The organism is Sphingobacterium spiritivorum (assembly GCF_016724845.1).
Classification (GTDB): Bacteria; Bacteroidota; Bacteroidia; order Sphingobacteriales; family Sphingobacteriaceae; genus Sphingobacterium; species Sphingobacterium spiritivorum_A.
Genome location: NZ_CP068082.1, coordinates 672,996 through 693,630 on the forward strand (window position 1 = coordinate 672,996; position 20,635 = coordinate 693,630).

General features: G+C 40.1%; 12 protein-coding genes. 6 read left to right on the top strand and 6 right to left on the bottom strand.

The window, feature by feature from the left end; genetic code table 11:
- Window positions 1-34 precede the first annotated feature (34 nt).
- Window positions 35-2,455, bottom strand: coding sequence for an alpha-ketoacid dehydrogenase subunit alpha/beta (locus tag I6J03_RS02770; RefSeq protein WP_003010565.1), 2,421 nt, complete (start codon window positions 2,453-2,455; stop codon window positions 35-37).
- 195 nt (window positions 2,456-2,650) lie between these two features.
- Here I6J03_RS02770 and I6J03_RS02775 point away from each other — a divergent pair, with 195 nt between their 5' ends.
- The 3 genes from I6J03_RS02775 to I6J03_RS02785 all read left to right on the top strand — a co-directional run bounded on the left by I6J03_RS02775 (window position 2,651) and on the right by I6J03_RS02785 (window position 5,157).
- Window positions 2,651-3,847 carry a DEAD/DEAH box helicase gene (locus I6J03_RS02775; protein WP_003010563.1) on the top strand — a complete coding sequence of 399 codons (1,197 nt, stop codon included), beginning with the start codon at window positions 2,651-2,653 and terminating at the stop codon, window positions 3,845-3,847.
- Between the two features lie 86 nt (window positions 3,848-3,933).
- Window positions 3,934-4,680 (top strand): hypothetical protein, encoded by a 747-nt coding sequence (locus I6J03_RS02780; RefSeq protein WP_003010561.1) that lies wholly within the window; start codon window positions 3,934-3,936, stop codon window positions 4,678-4,680.
- Between the two features lie 24 nt (window positions 4,681-4,704).
- A complete protein-coding gene (locus I6J03_RS02785) occupies window positions 4,705-5,157 on the top strand; it encodes an NUDIX domain-containing protein (protein ID WP_003010559.1) in 453 nt (150 codons plus the stop codon).
- 467 nt (window positions 5,158-5,624) lie between these two features.
- Here I6J03_RS02785 and rlmH read toward each other — a convergent pair whose 3' ends face one another.
- Entirely contained in the window at window positions 5,625-6,098 is a 474-nt protein-coding gene (rlmH, locus tag I6J03_RS02790) for a 23S rRNA (pseudouridine(1915)-N(3))-methyltransferase RlmH (RefSeq protein ID WP_003010554.1), read from the bottom strand.
- Window positions 6,099-6,281: 183 nt separating this feature from the next.
- On the opposite strand from rlmH, the gene I6J03_RS02795 reads away from it, so the two are divergent.
- On the top strand, window positions 6,282-7,178 hold the full coding sequence (locus I6J03_RS02795) for a DUF3078 domain-containing protein (protein WP_003010553.1): 897 nt from the start codon (window positions 6,282-6,284) through the stop codon (window positions 7,176-7,178).
- A gap of 66 nt (window positions 7,179-7,244) precedes the next feature.
- Here the strand turns inward: I6J03_RS02795 and I6J03_RS02800 are convergent, their stop codons facing one another.
- From I6J03_RS02800 to I6J03_RS02815, 4 genes are all read right to left on the bottom strand, one after another.
- A complete protein-coding gene (locus I6J03_RS02800) occupies window positions 7,245-7,880 on the bottom strand; it encodes a YceI family protein (RefSeq protein WP_003010551.1) in 636 nt (211 codons plus the stop codon).
- Window positions 7,881-7,983: 103 nt separating this feature from the next.
- Window positions 7,984-9,309 (bottom strand): UDP-N-acetylglucosamine 1-carboxyvinyltransferase, encoded by a 1,326-nt coding sequence (gene murA / locus I6J03_RS02805; RefSeq protein WP_002993581.1) that lies wholly within the window; start codon window positions 9,307-9,309, stop codon window positions 7,984-7,986.
- 91 nt (window positions 9,310-9,400) lie between these two features.
- Entirely contained in the window at window positions 9,401-10,189 is a 789-nt protein-coding gene (locus I6J03_RS02810) for a DUF4290 domain-containing protein (RefSeq protein ID WP_003010549.1), read from the bottom strand.
- Window positions 10,190-10,255: 66 nt separating this feature from the next.
- Window positions 10,256-12,532 carry an ATP-dependent helicase gene (locus tag I6J03_RS02815; protein ID WP_003010547.1) on the bottom strand — a complete coding sequence of 759 codons (2,277 nt, stop codon included), beginning with the start codon at window positions 12,530-12,532 and terminating at the stop codon, window positions 10,256-10,258.
- A gap of 413 nt (window positions 12,533-12,945) precedes the next feature.
- On the opposite strand from I6J03_RS02815, the gene I6J03_RS02820 reads away from it, so the two are divergent.
- Window positions 12,946-18,243: a translocation/assembly module TamB domain-containing protein gene (locus I6J03_RS02820; RefSeq protein ID WP_003010543.1), complete on the top strand. Its 5,298-nt coding sequence runs from the start codon at window positions 12,946-12,948 to the stop codon at window positions 18,241-18,243.
- Window positions 18,206-20,542 (top strand): translocation and assembly module lipoprotein TamL, encoded by a 2,337-nt coding sequence (gene tamL, locus I6J03_RS02825; RefSeq protein WP_003010541.1) that lies wholly within the window; start codon window positions 18,206-18,208, stop codon window positions 20,540-20,542. Before I6J03_RS02820 ends, tamL begins: the two co-directional genes overlap by 38 nt.
- Window positions 20,543-20,635: the final 93 nt, after the last annotated feature.

Consider the following 20,635-nt stretch of genomic DNA (forward strand, 5'->3'; position numbering starts at 1 on the left):
AGGATAAAAAAATTAAGGTATCCTGCTGACTACTTTAATAGAGTGCAGGATACTTTTCCGGATTAGCATCATTCATCATCTCATAGACAATTTCAATCACGTCATCAGCAGAAGGCTTAGTAAAGTAATCCCCGTCCGATCCGTACGGAGGACGATGAGCCTTTGCAGTCAGAGTACGAGGCTGGCCATCCAGTACATAATAACCTTTTTGATTTTCCAGTATATGTTGTAAAATATATGCCGAAGCACCTCCCGGAACATCCTCATCAACGACAAGTAATCTATTGGTCTTATCTAAGGATAATTTACATATCTCCGTCCGATCCAGCGGATACAGGCATTGAATATCTACAATTTCTATATTAATTCCCAGTTTTTCAAGTTCTATAGCAGCTTCCTGAACAACTCTCAGTGTCGATCCGTAGGAAACTACAGTGAGATCTGCTCCCTCTTTGACCACTTCAGCTATACCTAAAGGAACTGTAAATTCGCCAATATTCTTTGGCATCTTTTCTTTCAGACGGTATCCGTTGAGACATTCCACAACCACAGCCGGCTCGTCCCCTCTCAGCAGTGTATTGTACATCCCTGCCGCCTGAGTCATATTCCTTGGCACACAAATATGCAGTCCTCTCAAACCGCCCAGTAATACTGTCATCGGTGAACCGGAATGCCAGATCCCTTCGAGCCTGTGTCCGCGTGTACGCACAATGACCGGAGCTTTCTGCCCGGCTTTGGTACGGTAACTCAGACTGGCCAGATCGTCACTCAGAATCGGTAACGCATAAATAAGGTAATCCAGATACTGAATTTCAGCAATAGGTCGCAACCCTCTCAGCGATAGCCCAAGTCCTTTGCCAATGATAGCAGATTCACGGATACCCGTATCAAAAATTCGCAGTTCACCGAATTTTTGCTGAAGCCCCGCAAATCCCTGATTTACATCTCCGATCTTTCCGACATCTTCGCCAAATGCAACCAATCGCTCATCCCTGGAGAAATTAGCATCAAAACAAGCATTCAGTACTTCCCTGCCGTCCACAATCCGTGTTTCTTCATCATATTCTGCAGGAATAACTTTTACATTTAACGGAGAATCAGGAGTATCCGTAAACAGAAAATCGTTAAACCGGTTTTCATTCACGCGTTGCTGTGCATGATACCAGTTCATCAAGTCCTGCTTACCTTTAACCTGTACGCCTCTGAGTTCACGGATTGCTCTTCGTACATTGACATAAACTTCTTTAAAAGAAGGTTCAGGCAATGATTTTAATGTTTTTAAAGGCATTTCTACCAAAGGAGACTCTATCTGTTCCAACAGACTTATTGCCTGTTCAAGGTCTCCGTTAATAGTTTTATGATAATCTGTCCACGCTCTTCGCTGTTCCGTACGGACATATTCTTTAGCTTCCGCTTCAATCTGGTTCAGCTCTTCTTCTGTAGCCATATCAGACTCCAGAATCCATTGTCTCATTTTTACATTACAGTCAAATTCATGCTCCCACTCTAACCGTTCAGCAGATTTATAGCGTTCATGAGATCCACTGGTAGAGTGTCCCTGAGGCTGTGTCAATTCTGTAACATGGACCAGACAAGGAACATGTTCTTCCCGCGCGAAACGGACAGCCTGCTCGTAAGTCTCGACCAGACCTGCATAATCCCATCCGTTCACTTTAAAGATTTCAAAACCAGTTGTGTCCCCCTCCTGACGTTGGAATCCTTTGAGTACTTCCGAAATATCCCCTTTTGTAGTCTGTACTTCATTGGGAACCGATATACCATAGCCATCGTCCCATACAGAGATCACAACAGGGATCTGGTTGACTCCAGCAGCATTTATTGTTTCCAGGAAAACCCCTTCCGAAGTAGAAGCATTTCCTACAGAACAGAATACCACTTCATTCCCTTTATCCGAAAAATAAGAGAGATGGTTCAGATCCGGATTATGACGATACAATTTTGATGCTAGGCCCAATCCCATAATACGGGACATCTGCCCTCCGGTAGTAGAGATATCCGATGCCGAATTTTTTTGCTGCATCTGGTTAAACCAGTTTCCGTCTTCATCAATCTGACGGGTAGAAAAATGACAATTCATTTGTCTTCCGCCGGATGAAGGATCTGCCTCCAGATCAGGATGCGCATACAACTGAGAAAAGAAATGATAAACAGTAGAAATACCGGAAGCAAATACAAAGGTCTGATCACGATAATATCCTGACCTCCAGTCACCTTCCCGAAAAACTTTTGCTAAAGCAATCTGCGCAAGTTCTTTACCGTCTCCGAAAATTCCAAACTTAGCTTTTCCGGTCAATACTTCTTTTCTTCCCAACAAACTTACAAACCTGCTTTCTACCGCCAGACGGTAGTCGGCAATAATGATTTTCCTAAAATCATCAAAACTTAGCTTAGAAGGTTCGTATGTTTGCATATGCTGTAATATGGTTCCTGACATCTTTTGTTCTTCAGTTTTAACAAAAATACTAAAAATAAATTCTTTAATCCATCAACACACCCCTAAATTATATGGTAAAAACCTGTGTACGCCAAATAAATGACAAATCCTTATGTTTTAATTCGTCAGGTTTAAAGTAAGTGGTTATTTTTCTTTTGGTATCTTTGTTCGTTTTATCTCAAAATACAAAAAAAGTTGAATTTTCAAGAATTAAATCTTTCAAAGCTGCTGGTCGAAAAGCTCAACACCCTTCAGATCACAGAACCTACAGGAATACAGAAAGCTGTGATTCCGAACATCTTGAAAGGGAAAGATGTCCTCGCTATATCCCCCACAGGGACGGGAAAAACGGAAGCCTTTGCACTACCTGTTTTGTATCTTTTGACAGAAAGTAAACAATCTGAACATAAAACACTGGTTCTAAGTCCCACCAGAGAACTGGCACAGCAGACTTATCTGCGAATCCTAAATTGTACACCATCTGAGGTAAATATAAGCACCATATCCATCTTCGGAGGACAGTCGTATGAAAAGCAGGCAGCAGAACTTTCGACTGATCCGGCTATAGTAGTCGCTACTCCAGGCAGATTGCTGGATCTGATGGATCAGAAACTCATTGATCTTTCTGCCTTTAAAAAGGTCGTAATAGATGAAGCGGATGAACTGTTGCAACTGGGATTTATGGCCGCATTGTTCCGTATACTGGGTTATCTTCCTTCGGACAAGCAGACTCTTCTCTTTTCCGCCACTTTTCCAAAGGAATTGGAAGAACTTGTTCCGAAAGTACTGCATCAACCGTTTCGGTTCGAAGTACAGAACCGGGAACCACAGCAGAGCCAGATCCATCAGTATTTGTTGTTTGTAGATAAAAACGATAAAAAAAATCTGATAAAGTACCTGATCGATCATTATAAAATAGATACCGCACTAATTTTTACGCGTACCACACATGGTGTAGATCGTATTGTAAGTGATCTCCAAAAACACGGGCTCACTGCACAAGGATTGTACGGAGACAAATCGCAGGCCGTTCGAACAGCAACAGTAGAAGATTTTAAAAACAGAAATTTCAACTTTCTCGTTGCTACGGATATTGCCTCACGGGGTCTTCATCTGGATGATCTTGATCATGTCATTAATTATGAGATTCCCGACACATCAGAGCAGTATATGCACCGCATTGGTCGTACAGCGAGAGGGATCAGAGACGGATATACCTATACCTTTTGTGATGCCGAAGACAATCCTAATCTGATCAAACTTCAGATTGCGCTCAAAAAAAACATCCCTATCTTATCCGAACATCCTTATGTCCTGAGCTGGCAAAAAATGCTAGCACACAAGGAATTAAAATCGAATTCAAAAAGAAAGGGCAGCAAGCGAAAAAAATAAAGTGAGATTGCAGTCCCCTATTTTCATAGAATAGCACAATATTCCTTACTTTTAGACCTTTATATAATTGTAATAATATTCATAGAATGAGTACCATTCATTTATTTAATGATCATAAGAATCAGCCGAACGGCAATAATCTGGGCGATTTAGAAAAAACCGTCATTATTAATTCACTGATGCAGACTCCTATCGCACAGCGTGACGGCGCATGGGTAGAAGCTTTTGTTACGAATGTTGCTGAAGCCAATCTCACACTGAGCGAACCTGAGGTCATGATGGGGTCTGACGGATTTCCTTATTTCAATCTGCGGACTATTGAATCCAATCAGGATTTTAAAGCTTTCGTCATCGCAAATCAACTTGATTACATCTTAGGTCAGGGGTTTGGTGTCGCTATTAATGCCGGAGCCGAACAATCGGACTGGATATTTTCTTATGGCGATCTGACCAATCTGAAACTCAACGGAGAATTCTATACCGATGAAAGTATCTTTTCTCCGCAAAACGGAAGTGCTGTCATTGGCAAAGACGAAGAGATACTTGTAGGTCAGCCTTCAGAAAGCATACTCCCGGCTCAGCTTCGTGCCAATATCCGCGAATATCTGGTGTACAACGGAATAAAGAATCCTAAAATCGCTTTAATAGCCCGTGATTACAAAAATGACGAAACGGTAAAACAGGATTTGGTATTTAACATTATTCCTAAACAATTCGCTACCGAGAAAGAGTTTGAAGCGATAATGACAACAATAGTATGGTTTCTTCCCCGTCATTATTCCTTTATGGGTCTGGACGAGATGAGTATAGAGAATGGCTTCCAGCCTTTGTAGAAAAACCCCTAACAAACAGAATACATGTATCCTTTTAATGTGCGCGTGTACGGAATACTTATCAATGAGCATGATGAAGTATTGATCAGTGATGAAAAAACTGAAAGTGTGTCTTTCACCAAATTTCCGGGCGGAGGATTAGAGTATGGAGAAGGACTGATAGACGCACTCAAAAGAGAATATGAGGAAGAGTGTGCACTCTCTGTGGATGTTGTAAAGCATATTTATACAACAGATTTTTGGGAGAAATCCAGTTTTAATGACAGTCAGATTATTAGTATCTATTATTTGGTTAAGGCCAATCAGCCGCTTAATGTCACGATAAAGGAAAAACTTTTTGATTTTGATAAAGATGAGACTGGAGAAAAACTTCAGGCATTCAGACTTGTACCTGTAGATCAGGTAAAATTAACTGAACTTACATTCAAAACAGATCAGGTAGCATGGGAAGAATACCTCAAAAGCCGGGTTTTTTAATAAAAAAAAGATTCAGATAATTTAATACTGTATATATTTTATTATATGTTAACATACAAAAATATACAAATATTTAAAAATCAAATCCTTAAATGTACAAGCACAAAATAAAATACACACATTAAATAATACTATGGACTCTTTTTTCAATTATAATTTGATTTTGAATAAAAATCAGTATTTTTGGTATAGAAAATTCCTAGTCCTATAGGTTTTTTAATAGTTAGTGTGATTTTAAGGCGATACTCCCCGTATCGCCTTATCTATTTTTAATTCACTTTTTCTCTATTTGAATATAAAGTATAAAGCAATTACTAACGCCATTCCTATAGCAATCATAATCTTTGCTTTTTTACCTTCATTATACGCCGAATCACTTTTGAAGTGATAATCTCTTTTTTGCATTCTCATATTTCCTCCTTTATTATTTAGATGCAAATTCACTACAATTTACATAATTTTTACGACTATTCATGATGATAGGGTTCGCCTTTCAAAATGGAAAAAGCACGATATACCTGCTCTACAAAAAACAACCGGATCATCTGATGAGAGAAAGTCATCTTGGACAACGAAATCTTCTGTACTGACCGGTCGTATATGGTCTGATCAAATCCGTATGGCCCTCCTATCACAAAAACCAGGTGCTGGGTACTGTTGAGCATATTCTTCTCGAGATAACGGGAGAAGTCCACTGAGCGGTATTCCTTTCCATACTCATCCAGAAGTACGACAGTATCCTGCGGACTGATATGCTTCAGAATCAGAGCAGCTTCTTTTTCCTTCTGCTGTGCCTGACTCATATTCTTACTGTTTTTGAGATCCGGGATAATCACCATTCCAAAAGTAATATAATGCTTTAACCGGCCTGTATACTTCTCAATACCCTCATTCAGATATTTTTCATCTGTCTTACCGACACAGATCAATGTAATTTTCATCCGTATTTAATTTGTTTTAAAAGGAGATGTCAAAGATTCATCTCAGCAGGAGATTTCAATAAATAATTCACTGTACTTCCTGTTGCCAAAGATACACAGTGCAGCGTTTTTTTCATTACATAAAAGTGAATCAAATCACTATCTTTATTCTTAATTAAGTTATTAAGAAATTAATCTTGCAATATGAAGAAATTAAAACTTACACTTATGCTGCTTTTGTCAGCTTTCTCCATCGCAGCTTATGCACAACAGGAAGCGGCAGATTCAACCCGGTTATGGACCATCAAAGGAGAAAACACTTTTCTGATTAATCAGAGTTCTTTCTCGAATTGGGCTGCAGGTGGCGTCAATTCTTTTGCCGGAAATCTGATCTTTAATTACGACTTCAACTACAAAAAAGACAGATGGAGCTGGGACAACAAAGTATTAGCTGCTTACGGACAGACTTTCCAGAAAGAAACAGACTGGAGAAAGAATGATGACCGATTTGCGATCAGCAGTTTACTTGGTTATCAGGCAAAGGAAAGGTGGCTCTATACTTTCTTTATGAATTTCAACACACAGTTTGCCAATGGATATAAATATGACAGCAACAATGCCAGGACATTATTATCAACAGCCTTTGCTCCCGCTTATCTGAGTTTTGGTCCCGGTATGGCTTACAAGGCATCAGACAACTTCAAAGTCAACCTGTCTCCTGCCGCAGCACGTTTCGTATTTGTGACCAATGATTCTCTTTCCAATGTTGGTGCTTTCGGAGTAGATCCGGGTAAAAAATCACGTTTTGAATTTGGTGCTTCTCTGGATGCATATTACAAGAAGGAGATCATGGAAAATATAACCTTTGAAAATATTCTTAAGCTCTACTCCAATTATCTGGAAGATCCGCAGAATGTAGATGTCGATTATACCGCCAATCTGGTGATGAAGGTCAACCAATGGATCACAGTCAATGCCGGGGTACAACTGATCTATGATGATAATACCCTTATTCCAAAAGATAACGGAGCTCCGGGGTCAGAAAGGCCTGCATTACAGGTCAAACAAATTCTGGGTGCAGGTATAACCTATAAATTCTAGCCTAACCTCTTAAAAAAGTAAAGCCCGAATGTTTCATTCGGGCTTTACTCATACTATTGATTTTATTTATTTCTTGTTCGCAACGATATCGATTTTGAAATTGATCTGTTTAGAAATCAAATCATCTTCCTTACCTGCGTAGTTCACTCCCCAATCCGCACGTTCGATATTGAAATCTGCATGCGTTTTGATTACACTGTCTGTTGATTCCAATACTTTTGTATCAAATGAAATACTCTTTGTGATACCTTTGATAGTCAGATTACCTGTTACTTTTACATCAGATGCAGTAGCTCCTGCCTCAACTTTTGAAATCACAAAAGTAGCTTCAGGGAATTGTGCTGTATCAAAAAAGTCAGCTGCTTTCAAATGTCCGTCTAATTTATCTTTATATTCTCCTTCCAGATCTGTAGAACTGATTGAGTTCATATCCAGTGTAAATGTACCACCTACAAGAGCGTTGTTATCGATCTGAATAGAACCTGATTTAACAACAACAGTACCTGTGTGCTGACCTGTTACTTTTGTACCTGTCCATACTACTTTAGACTGCGTAGTATCTACTGCAAAAGAATTACCTGAAACCGTATTTTCAACAATAGCTGTAGAATCAGAAGTTTCAGCTTTTTTACCTTCAGGGTTACCTGCGCATGAAGATAATACCAGAGCCGCAAAGGCAGAGAATAAAATAATTTTTTTCATGATGACATTAAATTGTGTGTTTAAACATTAATTCTAAACAAAGATATTTATTTTATCCTTTATTGTAACAATTTACAGGAGAAAAGACATTAATAAGACAAATCTAATGACCTGCCGGTGTCTCATCTATACGACGAATATCCGCTCCCAACGCTTTTAAACGTTCTTCAATATGCTGATAGCCTCTTTCAATCTGCTCGATGTTATAGATTTTGGATTTGCCTTGTGCAGACAATGCTGCTATCAGTAAAGATACACCTGCCCGAATATCCGGAGACGTCATTTCTATTCCTCTTAGCTTGAAAGCTTTATCCAGTCCGATAACAGTAGCCCGGTGCGGATCACATAAAATAATCTGCGCGCCCATATCGATCAGCTTATCTACAAAGAACAGACGGCTTTCAAACATTTTCTGATGGATCAGCACATTTCCTTTTGCCTGTATAGCTGTTACCAGCACGATACTCAACAAATCCGGTGTAAATCCCGGCCATGGAGCATCAGATACCGTAAGAATAGAACCATCGATAAACGTTTCTATCTCATAATGTTCCTGAGCAGGAATAAAAATATCATCCCCTCTGAGTTCCATCTTAATTCCCAGACGGCTGAAGATGGTAGGAATAATTCCTAACTCCGGATAGCACACATCTTTAATCGTAATTTCAGAACCAGTCATTGCGGCAAGCCCGATAAAAGATCCGATCTCGATCATATCCGGCAACATTTTATGACTTGTTCCGCCAAGACGTTCTACACCTTCTATAGTCAACAGATTAGAACCTATACCCGAGATATTAGCCCCCATTCTGTTCAGCATCTTACACAGTTGTTGCAGATAAGGCTCACATGCAGCATTATAAATTGTGGTCGTACCTTTAGCCAGTACAGCAGCCATTACAATATTAGCCGTACCTGTTACTGAAGCCTCATCCAGTAAGATATACGTTCCTCTTAATTCGCTTGCATCGACATTAAAAAAATTGTTGTCTGCATCGTAAACAAATTTGGCTCCTAATTTTTCGAATCCAAGAAAGTGAGTATCCAGACGACGTCTGCCGATTTTATCACCTCCCGGTTTAGGGATAGCAGCTTTACCGAATCTGGCAAGTAAAGGGCCCACGATCATAATAGATCCGCGAAGACCTCCCCCTTTTACTTTAAATTCTTCCGACTGGAAATAATCAATATTAATATCTTTCGCTTCAAAGACATAGGTATCCTGATCTACACGGTTCACCTTTACACCCAATGCCTGTAACAGCTCAATCAGCTTATTGACATCTTTAATATCAGGCACATTAGCTATTGTCATTGGTTCTTCTGTTAATAGAACCGCAGAAATAATCTGCAATGCCTCATTTTTTGCGCCCTGAGGAATAATCTCACCTTTTAATGGCTTCCCACCATGTATTTCAAATGCGTTCATGTATACCCTAACTATTATATTTCAAAAAAAAAAGCAATTGGAATATGATTGACATTTCAATTGCTCTGTACCATTTATCCAATTTAAAAGATTATCCTCTCTTATAATTATTTGAATGGTTGTTATTATTGTTGTTATTATTATGGTAGCTCTTTTTAGGGCCGCCGTTATTATTGTTGTTATTGTTTCTTTTTACAAAACCACCCGGTTTCTTGTTGTTGTTATTGTTATTCGATTTCTGCTGATAGCTTCCTTTATTATTATTGTTATTGTTGCTACCACCTGAAGAAGGGGTCTGGCTTTTTACACGGCTTCCCGGAGGAGGTGTTTTGAAATCAAGTTTGGTAAGCACTGTACCTTCAGGTAAGAAAAGTTCCCCTTTTGACAGTTCTTTCAGATCCTGTAAAATCTGCTCATCCGATACAGAGTCTTTGTTCCATGTCAGATAGGCCATTTTCATAAAATTAGCAATCGACAGGATCATCTGATTTCTTTTGGCTTCATCCGTGATCAATCTGGCCTTACTTACCATTGTTTCTACAGTATGACCATAATGTTTGAAACGGATATTATGTTGAGGATAACCTAGCATCTCCGGCTGATGTTTTACATTTTCTCTGCTCTGAATAGGATACGGAGAATCTACATCAATTTTAAAATCAGAGATAATCTGCAGGTGATCCCAAAGCTTGTGCTTGAAATCGGCCACATCACGTAAATGCGGATTAAGAACACCCATCATATCGATAACGACCTGAGCATGACGGTTACGTTCTTCTTTTGTTGGTAGTGAACTGATATAATCTACCATATTTTGCACATTACGACCATATTCGGCTAAAATAAGTTTTGGTCTTGTGCTGTTATAATCAAAATTCATAAATTGTGGATGATGACGCTTTAATAACGTAAGATATGCGCCGTTATTTTGTAAATATAATAAATGCTATTGTACAATCCTAAGTTTGGCAAATTTAAGCAACAATTGCTTTTGTCCCAACTCTTTAAAGAAAATAGTTGCTTTGAGGTCCGGTTTATTGCCTTCCAGATTGATAACCTTACCAAATCCAAATCTTTCATGCTCTACTTCCATCCCTACCTGAAGTCCGCTGGTATCCGACGGAGCAAAGCCTTCCGTAGGCGTATGCGCTTTTGGCAATATGGAAGTCGTCTTCACTACTTTGGGCTTCGGTTTTGAGAATGTATCCTGATCTTTCTGCTGCCAGGTCATGCGCTCTCTCTGAAAACCATCGCCTGCTGATGAAGGCATACCTCTGGGTTTGAAATCAAGATCAAGACATGCCGGATTCAGTTCGTCCAGAAACCTGCTCGGTTCACAATTATTCAGTGAACCCCATCTGTATCGGGAGGTAGCATACGACAAGTGTAATTTTTTCTCCGCACGTGTTACCGCTACGTAGAATAATCGCCTTTCCTCTTCCAGTTCGGACCTGGAGTTGAGAGACAACTGTGAAGGAAACAGATTTTCTTCCAGTCCGACTATAAAGACAATCGGAAATTCCAATCCTTTTGAAGAGTGAATCGTCATCAGGGATACCGTATCCGCATTCGGATTCTTATCGTTATCATCGTTGGTGAGAAGGGCAATATCCTGCATAAATACATCCAGTCCGCGATCTTCTATATCTTCTCTCTCCGAAAACTCCTTGATACCATTTAAGAGCTCCTGAATATTTTCGTATCTGCTCAGCCCTTCTACTGATTTATCTTCATAGAGATCCTTCAGCACTCCTGAATGTTGTGCGATATGCATCGCTGTATCAAATGCCGAATGGTTATTGGCCATCGCCTGAAAACTCTGCACCATCGTAGCAAAACCACTCACCGAGCCGGCACTTCTTCCATCCAGAAACATCTGCGCATTGGCAACAACGTCCCACAACCTGATCTGCTGCTGATCTGCAGCGATCATAATGCGTTCGATAGTTGTATCCCCTATTCCACGACGCGGGTAATTAATAACACGCTTCAGCGCTTCCTCATCATTAGGGTTGAAGGTCAGTCTGAAGTACGCAATCAGATCCTTTATCTCCTTACGTTGATAAAAGGAGGTTCCTCCGTATATCTTATAAGGAATATTGATCTTGCGAAGCGCCTCCTCCATCGATCGGGACTGTGCATTCGTACGATACAAAATCGCAAAATCTTTAAAGTTTAATCCTTTAAGGGCTTTTTCCTGAGCAATAATATCGGCTACAATCTTTCCTTCTTCATTATCAGAGAAGGCCCTGTTAACCTTTATCTTTTCACCGTCTTCATTATCCGAAAAAACGTTCTTCTCCAGTTGATTCTTGTTGTTCGCAATAATACTGTTGGCGGCATTCACGATCATCTTGGTCGAACGGTAGTTTTGCTCCAGTTTGAACACCTTTACATCCGGATAATCTTTCTGGAAATTCAGGATATTTTGGATATTCGCACCGCGAAAGGCATAGATACTCTGTGCATCATCCCCTACAACACAAATATTCTCATTCACCGCAGCCAGACGCTTGACAATCAGATACTGGGAAAAGTTAGTATCCTGATACTCATCCACCATGAGGTATTTAAACTGATGCTGATACTTATGTAAGACATCCGGATGCTTATTCAGAAGCACATTGGTCTTGAATAACAAATCGTCAAAATCCATCGCTCCGGCACGATAACAGCGTTGTGCATAGGTCATATAGATCTGCCCCATCTGTCCCCTGCCATTTGAATGATCTTCCGCTTTGATGGCTTCATTCTTATTATATTCCTGTGGAGAGATGAGGTTGTTTTTCGCCTGTGAGATACGACCGTATACGTGGTTTACATTATACAACTTATCATCCAGGTTCATCTCCTTGAGGATAGAACGGAGCAAACTCTTGGTATCGTCTGTATCGTAGATTGTAAAATTGCGCGGATATCCGATCAATTCAGCCTCTACGCGTAATATCCTGGCAAAAACCGAGTGAAAAGTACCCATCCAGATATTCTTAGCTTCTCCTCCTACGACCTTCATGATACGCTCACGCATCTCCTTTGCAGCCTTATTTGTAAAAGTCAACACTAATATATTAAAGGGATCCACACCTTTACGTATAAGGTGGGCCACACGGTACGTGATTACACGTGTTTTACCCGATCCGGCTCCGGCGACAATCATTACCGGTCCTTCTGTCTGTTCAACAGCCGCACGTTGGGTCGGATTTAATCCTGCTAGATAATCCAAAATAATCTGTAATTTTTGTAGTTAGAAAAATAGTCTGTAAAAATACGAAAACTATCTGAGAACAGCGGCACTCTTTTTGAATATGAAGAAAACTATCATAGTATTAAATATCAAAAAGTTTTGGAATAAGGAGTGGAGTAATGACCTTAATTATGTTTTTTATTCGGATATCTGCTTCACTTAATAAATACTTGTCAATTGTGCTGTATAAGAATCTGTCTTTAAAGCGAATAAACACGTTTTTATTGACAAAAAATAAATCCTTAACAGGCAAAAATACAATTAATTACTGCTGTTATATTATCTTTGCCCTCAAGGCATATAATATGAAAATCATTTTTTTCGTAAACATATCCGGTCTTTTTACGTTGTTTAATAGAACTTTTGACGCTTATATATAGATTTTTCAAATTTTGAATAAATTAGGACGCATTGCATTAAAGACATTCTTATGGATTGTCGGCTCTATTATAGCCTTACTTTTACTTATTGTTTTTCTGATCCGGCTCCCTGCAGTTCAAAACTTTGTGGTGGGCAAAGTGACGAATTATGTCGAAGGCAAAATCGGCACACCTGTACGTATAGGGTATATTAAAATAGGATTTCCTAAGGATCTGGTGCTGGAGAATGTCTATTTAGCTGATCAGACCAAAGATACACTGGTATCTGCAGAAGAGCTCAAAGTAGATATCGACATGTTCAAATTACTCAAAAACACCGTCGAAATTCAGGAAATATCTTTAAAAGGAGCTACCGCAAAAATAAGCCGCAGTCTGCCAGACAGTGCGTTTAATTTTGACTACATTGTAAAAGCATTTTCATCGGAGAAAGAAAGTACCGCTACAGCAGACACCACATCTGCTATGGTATTTAATATTGAAAAAGTAAATTTTGATAAAATCCGGTTTATTTACAAAGATGATGTCATCGGTACAAGAGCTGAAATTAATCTCGGTCACTTCGACACCCGTATCAAGACCTTTGACCTGACCAAAAATATGACTTTTGATATGCCGGTCGTCAATATTGACGGACTGACAGCAATTGTAAATCAATGGTCGCCTATGACCGACACCAATCGCCCCAAGGCCGAAGATTTCGGAATAACAGATCCTTCTGTGAAAGAAGCCTCTCTCCTACCCAATGTAGGCATCAAAACCGCCAATCTAAAGAATATTGATGTACGCTACAGTGATTCATCATCCGCAATGGATACCCGCTTTAATATCAATGACCTTGTAGCAAGTATACATGAAATTGATCTTAATAAGGAAATTGTCACGTTAGATAATATAAAACTGGATGGCTCGGATTCAAAAGTTTTGTTTGGAAAGATCAACAAAAAGCCTGAAGTAAAAACGACAAAAGATTCTACTGCTGCGACTTCTTCGAATAACTGGATTGTATCTGCAAATGAAATTGTCATCAATAAGACCAATTTCCTGTTTAAAGATGATAATCAGGCCCGTATGAAAGGTTTCGATTATGGCAATATAAAAATTCAGGGCCTGTCCGGAGATCTTAAAGATCTGTTCTACTCTGCAGATTCTCTGTCCGGATCCTTATCCATGCTAAAAGCTAAAGATCACTCCGGATTTGAGATTAAACAACTATCCGGTGATTTTGTATACACCAATACCGGTGCGATAATCAAAAATCTGTACGCAGAAACACCCAATACCTTATTAAGAGATTATATTAAAATCTCCTACCCTTCTCTGGATATCATCAGTACACAGCCTGAGAAACTGACATTGGAAGCGAATATCCGCAAGAGTCGCGTAGGTATGAAAGATATCCGCTATTTTGCTCCCTTTCTGGATACCATGCAAGTCATGAAACCACTGATGACCAAAACCTTCTTTATTGACGGGCGTGTCAAAGGCCGGATGAATGACCTGCAGATCCCAACGCTGGAATTCAAAACACTCAACCGCACGCATATTATTGCCAGTGCGCATATTACAGGTTTACCTGACCCGGAAAAAATGAACATTGATCTGCGCCTGAAAAAATTAACTACAGGACGCCGTGATCTGGAGCAACTGATTGCAAAATCTATGCTTCCGGACAGTATACAATTGCCCAATTCGATCGGACTGACAGGTACATTCAAAGGAGGAATGAAAGGGTTTGATGCAGATCTGAAACTGAAGACAGAGCAGGGAAATGCCTCGTTTGACGGCAAACTCAATATGGCAGGACGTGACACCTCCTATGATGCACGGGTACGTATCGAGGATTTCAACCTAGGGCATCTGTTAAAGATGGATTCCACACTGGGTATACTTGCCTTTGATGCTGATGTGAAAGGACATGGCCTCAATCCTAAAACTATGCAGGCCGATGTAAAAGGAAAACTCCTGCGCCTGGACGCTATGGGATACCGCTATCAGAATATTGACCTTGATTTACTGGCCAACAAAGGAGATATCGGCGCCACAATCAGCAGTAGCGATCCAAATCTGGATCTTCATATGAATGCTAATGCAGATATGCGCGGAAAATATCCAAAGGTAAATATGGAAATGATGATCGACAGCATCAATTTCAAAAACCTCAAACTCATGACAGAGGATCTGCGTTATCATGGTAAGATCGTTGCTGATTTTGAAACTGCAGACCTTAATTTCTTAAACGGCCGTATTGACATTGTCAATTCGTCTATCGCCTATAACAATGATCGTTTTGTGCTGGATAGTGTTTCTATGATTGCTAAAGCAGACACCAGCCGTAATATGCTGACCTTGCAATCTGAATTCCTGAAAGCTCACCTCGTGGGTAAATATCAGCTTACCGAACTCGGAAGTGCAATGCAGGATATTCTGCGGGTATATTATCAGCCGAATGCCAACCCTACAAAAATACCTCCGTATTCACCTCAAAACTTTGAGTTTAGTGCGCAACTGAACAATTCGCGATTTATTCGTGACTTCTTTCCTGATCTGGAAGAACTGAGACCCGTAACACTGGATGGTACATTTGATAGTCAGACCAAATCTATCCTGGCAAAACTCGTTGCGCCAAAAGTCATCTACGGAGGCACAAAAATTGAAAATGTTTCACTCGATATCAATACCGTAGACAGTACGATGTACTATTCTACGCTTATCAATAAAATTGCGATCAGTAATGTTGAATTGATCAATACCGTATTGAGTGGAAAGGTAATAAAAAACAATCTGGACTTTGGTCTCTGGATAAAAGATAAACAGGAGAAAGAGCAATACTACCTCGGGGCGCAAATGAAAGTCAATGATGATAATTATATCCTCAGTCTACTCGAGAATGGTCTGATGCTGAACTACGAAACGTGGAACATCAACCAGAATAACAGTCTTTCCTTTGGTAAAGCCGGTATCCGGGCACAGGATTTTATTCTGACCAATAAAGGACAGGAACTGAAGATTGTTTCTCAGGATTCATCTCTTAACTCTCCGATCAACTTAAGTTTCAACAATTTCAGAATCGAAACATTCTCCCAAATGCTGGAATCTGAAGCACTGAATCTGGGCGGGGGAATAAACGGAAGTGCTACAATATCCCGTCTTGAAAGTAAGCCTGTTTTTGTTTCTGATCTGACAATAGATAAATTCTATTTCGGGAAAGATACAGTTGGAAATATTGCCATTAAGGTTAATAACGAAAAAGAGAACACTTATGCAGCGGATGTGAGCATCACAGAAAATGGCAATAATGTACGTCTTCTTGGAGAATATATAAGTCCTCCGGATGGCAAGTCCACTTTTCAGGCAACTCTGGACCTCAAACCACTAAAAATGAAAACGGTCGAGGCATTCAGTCTGGGCTACCTTCAAAATACAGAAGGGAATCTCGAAGGAACACTTAATATCAGTGGCACTACAGCCGATCCGAGTATAAAAGGTGATCTGGTATTCCAGGATGCACGGCTGAACATCACCATGCTTAATGCCGACTTTTATATGGACGACCAGACCATTTCATTCAATGATCAGGGTCTTGCATTCAAAGAATTTAATATTAAAGATAAGAGAGGAAATACAGCCAGAATCAACGGTTCTATCCTGACAAAAGATTACACAGACTTTGATTTCAATCTCAATCTGAATACAAATGATTTTACTGTAGTCAACTCTACCCGCGAGGATAACGATCTGTTCTACGGTAAACTATTTGTGACTTCCAATCTTCGCATCAGAGGGGATATGCACAAACCTGTGGTGGACGGTAATATCAAAGCAAATGACAAAACTGATTTCGTATTTATCGTTCCTAATGATAATCCGGGAATGGTACAGCGGGATGGGGTAGTCGAATTTGTAAATAAAAGTGATACTTCAGCAGCCAATATATTTGCAAAGCTCGATTCCATGACCACTACATCACACCTTTCAGGAATAGATCTTACCCTGAATCTGCAAACGGATAAAGAGGCTAAATTCAAGATCATCATGGATGAAGGTTCCAAAGATGCGCTGAATATACAGGGAACAGCCGAATTGAACATGGGAATTGATGCCAGCGAGAAAATCACGATGTCAGGTACCTTCACCGTAGAAAAAGGAGATTATTCCTTCAGCTTCGGTCCGCTCAGCAAAGAATTTGGTTTTGAAAAAGGCAGTACCATTACCTGGAACGGCGATCCGCTGGATGCACAACTGGCCATTACAGCTCTTTATACAAATAAATTTCCGACACTGGAACTTGTACAGAATCAGATCGGTACCGAAAGCGCCAACTTATACAAACAACGGATTCCATTTGCTGTAAAACTGTTACTGACCGGTGAGTTGTTCAAACCGAACATTAACTTTGACATTGATCTCGATGAGAAAAATGCTATCGTTTCGCAGGATGTGGTGAGTAAAGTCAACATTGCACTGACGGCTCTTCGTGAAGATCAGTCTGAATTGAACAAGCAGGTCTTCTCCCTAATTATACTAGGTCGCTTTATGGCTTCCAATCCATTTGAAAGTTTGTCCGGAGGTGGTGGTGTAGAGGGTACTGCCCGTAATACCATGAGCTCCTTCCTGAGCGGGCAGTTAAATGCACTGGCTTCCGACCTTATAAAAGGTGTAGAACTTGATTTTGGTCTGGAATCGTCACAAGATTATCTGACCGGATCCGGCAATACGCGTACTGACCTCAATATCGGTGTATCTAAAATGCTGTTTGACGATCGTCTGAAAATTACAATCGGTTCTAACTTTGAGGTCGAAGGAAGTTCCAGACCGGGAGAACAGGCCAACAATATTGCAGGTGATATTTCTTTGGATTATCAGCTTTCACAGGACGGAAGATATTTTGCACGTGTATACCGCAAAAATCAGTATCAGGCAACGCTGCAGGGACAATTTGTAGAGACAGGGATTGGTTTCATTATCAATATGGACTATAATAAGTTCAGAGAGATATTTATGAATACCAAGCAACTGCAGAATTATTACGACACCGAAAGTAAAGGATTCAGAAGAAGATTTGATGTAGAGCGTATGGATAAGGATTCGGTATACAGGGATAGCGTAAGAGCAGTAATACGGGATAGTCTGATGCAAAACAGCCCCGAGTACCGTAAACGTCAGGAGAAAAAACTTCAGGAGCAGCAGCAGCTTAAGAAAGATTCACTGGACAAATCCGGTAAAAATGATACAAACCACAAAAAGACAGATACTTTAAAATCAGCTATTCGTAATGAAGAAGAGGAAAGGAGACAAAATGCAAAAGGGTAAACTGCAGGCGCTGGGATTTATTACTGTTCTGCTGCTGCTCTCTTCGGCATGTAGCACGAAAAAGCATTTGCCGGAGGGGGAATCATTATACGATAATGGCGAGGTAGTCATTAATTCGGATACGATCCCCGCTGATAAAAAGAAGCTGTTATCTGAACATCTGGAAGGACTTCTGATGCCTAAGCCTAACAAAAAACTCTTAGGCTTACGGATTAAAAGCGGACTTTATTATATGGGAGGCGGAGATTCTGTTACCAATAATATTGTACGCAAATGGATTAAAGGTCTGGGTGCAAAACCTGTTTTTCTGAGTGATGTAAACCGGGAATATAATGAAAATCTGGTCCGCAATAAACTGGAGAATATAGGTTTCTTCAATGCAGAAGTGACGTCGGATACCACCATTAATAATAAAGAAGCTACAGTAACTTATACAGCAACTCCTAATCTGATCTACAGGATCAAGTCCGTAAAATTTGATATAGACAGCACCTCCCAGATTGGTAAGGATATTCTGGAATCGAAAGACAGATCACTGCTGGTCGTAGGCCAGAATTACAGTCTGGATGTTATTCTCAACGAGCGTGACCGTATAGACAACGAACTTAAAAATAAAGGATATTACTATTTCAATCCCGAAAACCTTCTTGTTCAGGTAGACAGCAGCATCGGAAATCATAAGGTAGATATGTATGTGGTGTTGAAAAAAGAAACACCTGAACAGGCTAAACATCCTCAAAAGATAGGCAACATCTACATATATCCTAATTACCAGCTTTCTAACAGCGGATATCAGTTGTCTAACCCCAGAAATGCTGAACTCTTCAGAGACAATTATTATATCATCGACCGAAAGAATACCTTTCGTAAACCCGTTATTGCGAATCACATCTTCTTTAAACGCGGAGACACGTATAACCGTCACAATCACAACCTGACAATCAACCATCTGGTCAATCTCAACAGTTTCAAATTTGTGAAGAACAACTTTGTAGACTCCAAAGATTCGACGAATACGCTAGATGTGTATTATTACCTGACACCGCTTCCGAAAAAGTCGCTTCGTCTGGAACTACTCGGAAAAATGGCATCCGTATATAACGGTTCCGAACTAAACGTAACCTGGAGCATGCGTAATGCCTTCAGAGGAGCTGAACAATTATCACTGAATGTATTCGGTGGGTATGAAACACAGACCGGCGGAAGCGTCAATCTGAATTCCAGTTACTACCGCTACGGAGCCGAACTGACTTATTCATTGCCCCGCCTGCTGACCCCGTTTAAATGGTCAGGAACACGCAAGTACATTCCTAAAACATATTTCAAAACAGGATTTGAATTTCTTAACAGAAAAGCAGCTTACCAGCTCAATTCCATCAAATTTGACTATGGATATGCCTGGAAGGAAACTGATGAGAAACAACATGATCTGAGCGTACTGGAGGTCATATATGTACAACCACGAAATGTATCTGACGATTATCGCGCGCAGATGGATACCGTGCCTTCACTGAGACATATTATAGATCCGCAGTTTTCATTCGGCCCCAACTATAACTATACCTACACCAATACCATGAATACGGCCTTGAAAAACACATTCTATTTCAAAGGAGGGGTGGATTTGTCGGGTAATATTCTGGGATTGATTCAGGGAGCCAATTATGCAGAAGGCAAGCGTCACAAGATCTTCAATGCATACTATGCTCAATATATCAAGCTACAGGCGGATGCCAGACATTACTTTAAATTGTCTGAAACTTCTCAGATCGCTTCCCGTGTTGCGATCGGCTATAGTTATTCCTATGGTAACTCCAATTCCCTGCCCTACCTCAAACAGTATTTTGTAGGAGGTCCCAACAGCTTAAGAGCGTTCAGAGCAAGAGCTATCGGCCCGGGTAGTAACGCACCGCAGAATGTGGGACAAAACAATTTTTTTGCAGATCAGACGGGTGATTTAAAATTAGAATTAAACACAGAGTATAGAGCTAAATTAGCCAGTATTGTTCATTGGGCAGCTTTTATCGACGCCGGAAATGTGTGGTTACAAAATGAAGATCCGGACAAACCGGGAGGTAAGTTTTCAAAAGACTTTATCAGTGAACTGGCGGTAGGTGCAGGTGCAGGTCTGCGCTTTGACTTTACCTTCCTGATCTTGCGTACGGATTTTGCAATTCCCTTGCGAGTACCATATCTACCAAAAGGAGACAGATGGGTATTCAAGGATATAGATTTCGGAAGTAAAACCTGGAGAAGTAACAATCTGGTATTCAATCTGGCTATCGGATATCCATTTTAATACAGGATCCGGAGAACTCTTTTTTCCGGATTTTATTTTTATAATCTACAGGAGTTCGTTATTTATTCATTATATTTACCATATACCGAATAA

What these genes read in the sequence shown, in the direction of transcription:
- I6J03_RS02810 (WP_003010549.1), bottom strand. Translation starts at nt 10,189, where the DNA reads ATGAATTTTGATTATAACAGCACAAGACCAAAACTTATTTTAGCCGAA.
- I6J03_RS02800 (WP_003010551.1), bottom strand. Translation starts at nt 7,880, where the DNA reads ATGAAAAAAATTATTTTATTCTCTGCCTTTGCGGCTCTGGTATTATCT.
- tamL (WP_003010541.1), top strand. Translation starts at nt 18,206, where the DNA reads ATGAAGAAGAGGAAAGGAGACAAAATGCAAAAGGGTAAACTGCAGGCG.
- I6J03_RS02770 (WP_003010565.1), bottom strand. Translation starts at nt 2,455, where the DNA reads ATGTCAGGAACCATATTACAGCATATGCAAACATACGAACCTTCTAAG.
- I6J03_RS02795 (WP_003010553.1), top strand. Translation starts at nt 6,282, where the DNA reads ATGAAGAAATTAAAACTTACACTTATGCTGCTTTTGTCAGCTTTCTCC.
- murA (WP_002993581.1), bottom strand. Translation starts at nt 9,309, where the DNA reads ATGAACGCATTTGAAATACATGGTGGGAAGCCATTAAAAGGTGAGATT.
- I6J03_RS02785 (WP_003010559.1), top strand. Translation starts at nt 4,705, where the DNA reads ATGTATCCTTTTAATGTGCGCGTGTACGGAATACTTATCAATGAGCAT.
- rlmH (WP_003010554.1), bottom strand. Translation starts at nt 6,098, where the DNA reads ATGAAAATTACATTGATCTGTGTCGGTAAGACAGATGAAAAATATCTG.
- I6J03_RS02780 (WP_003010561.1), top strand. Translation starts at nt 3,934, where the DNA reads ATGAGTACCATTCATTTATTTAATGATCATAAGAATCAGCCGAACGGC.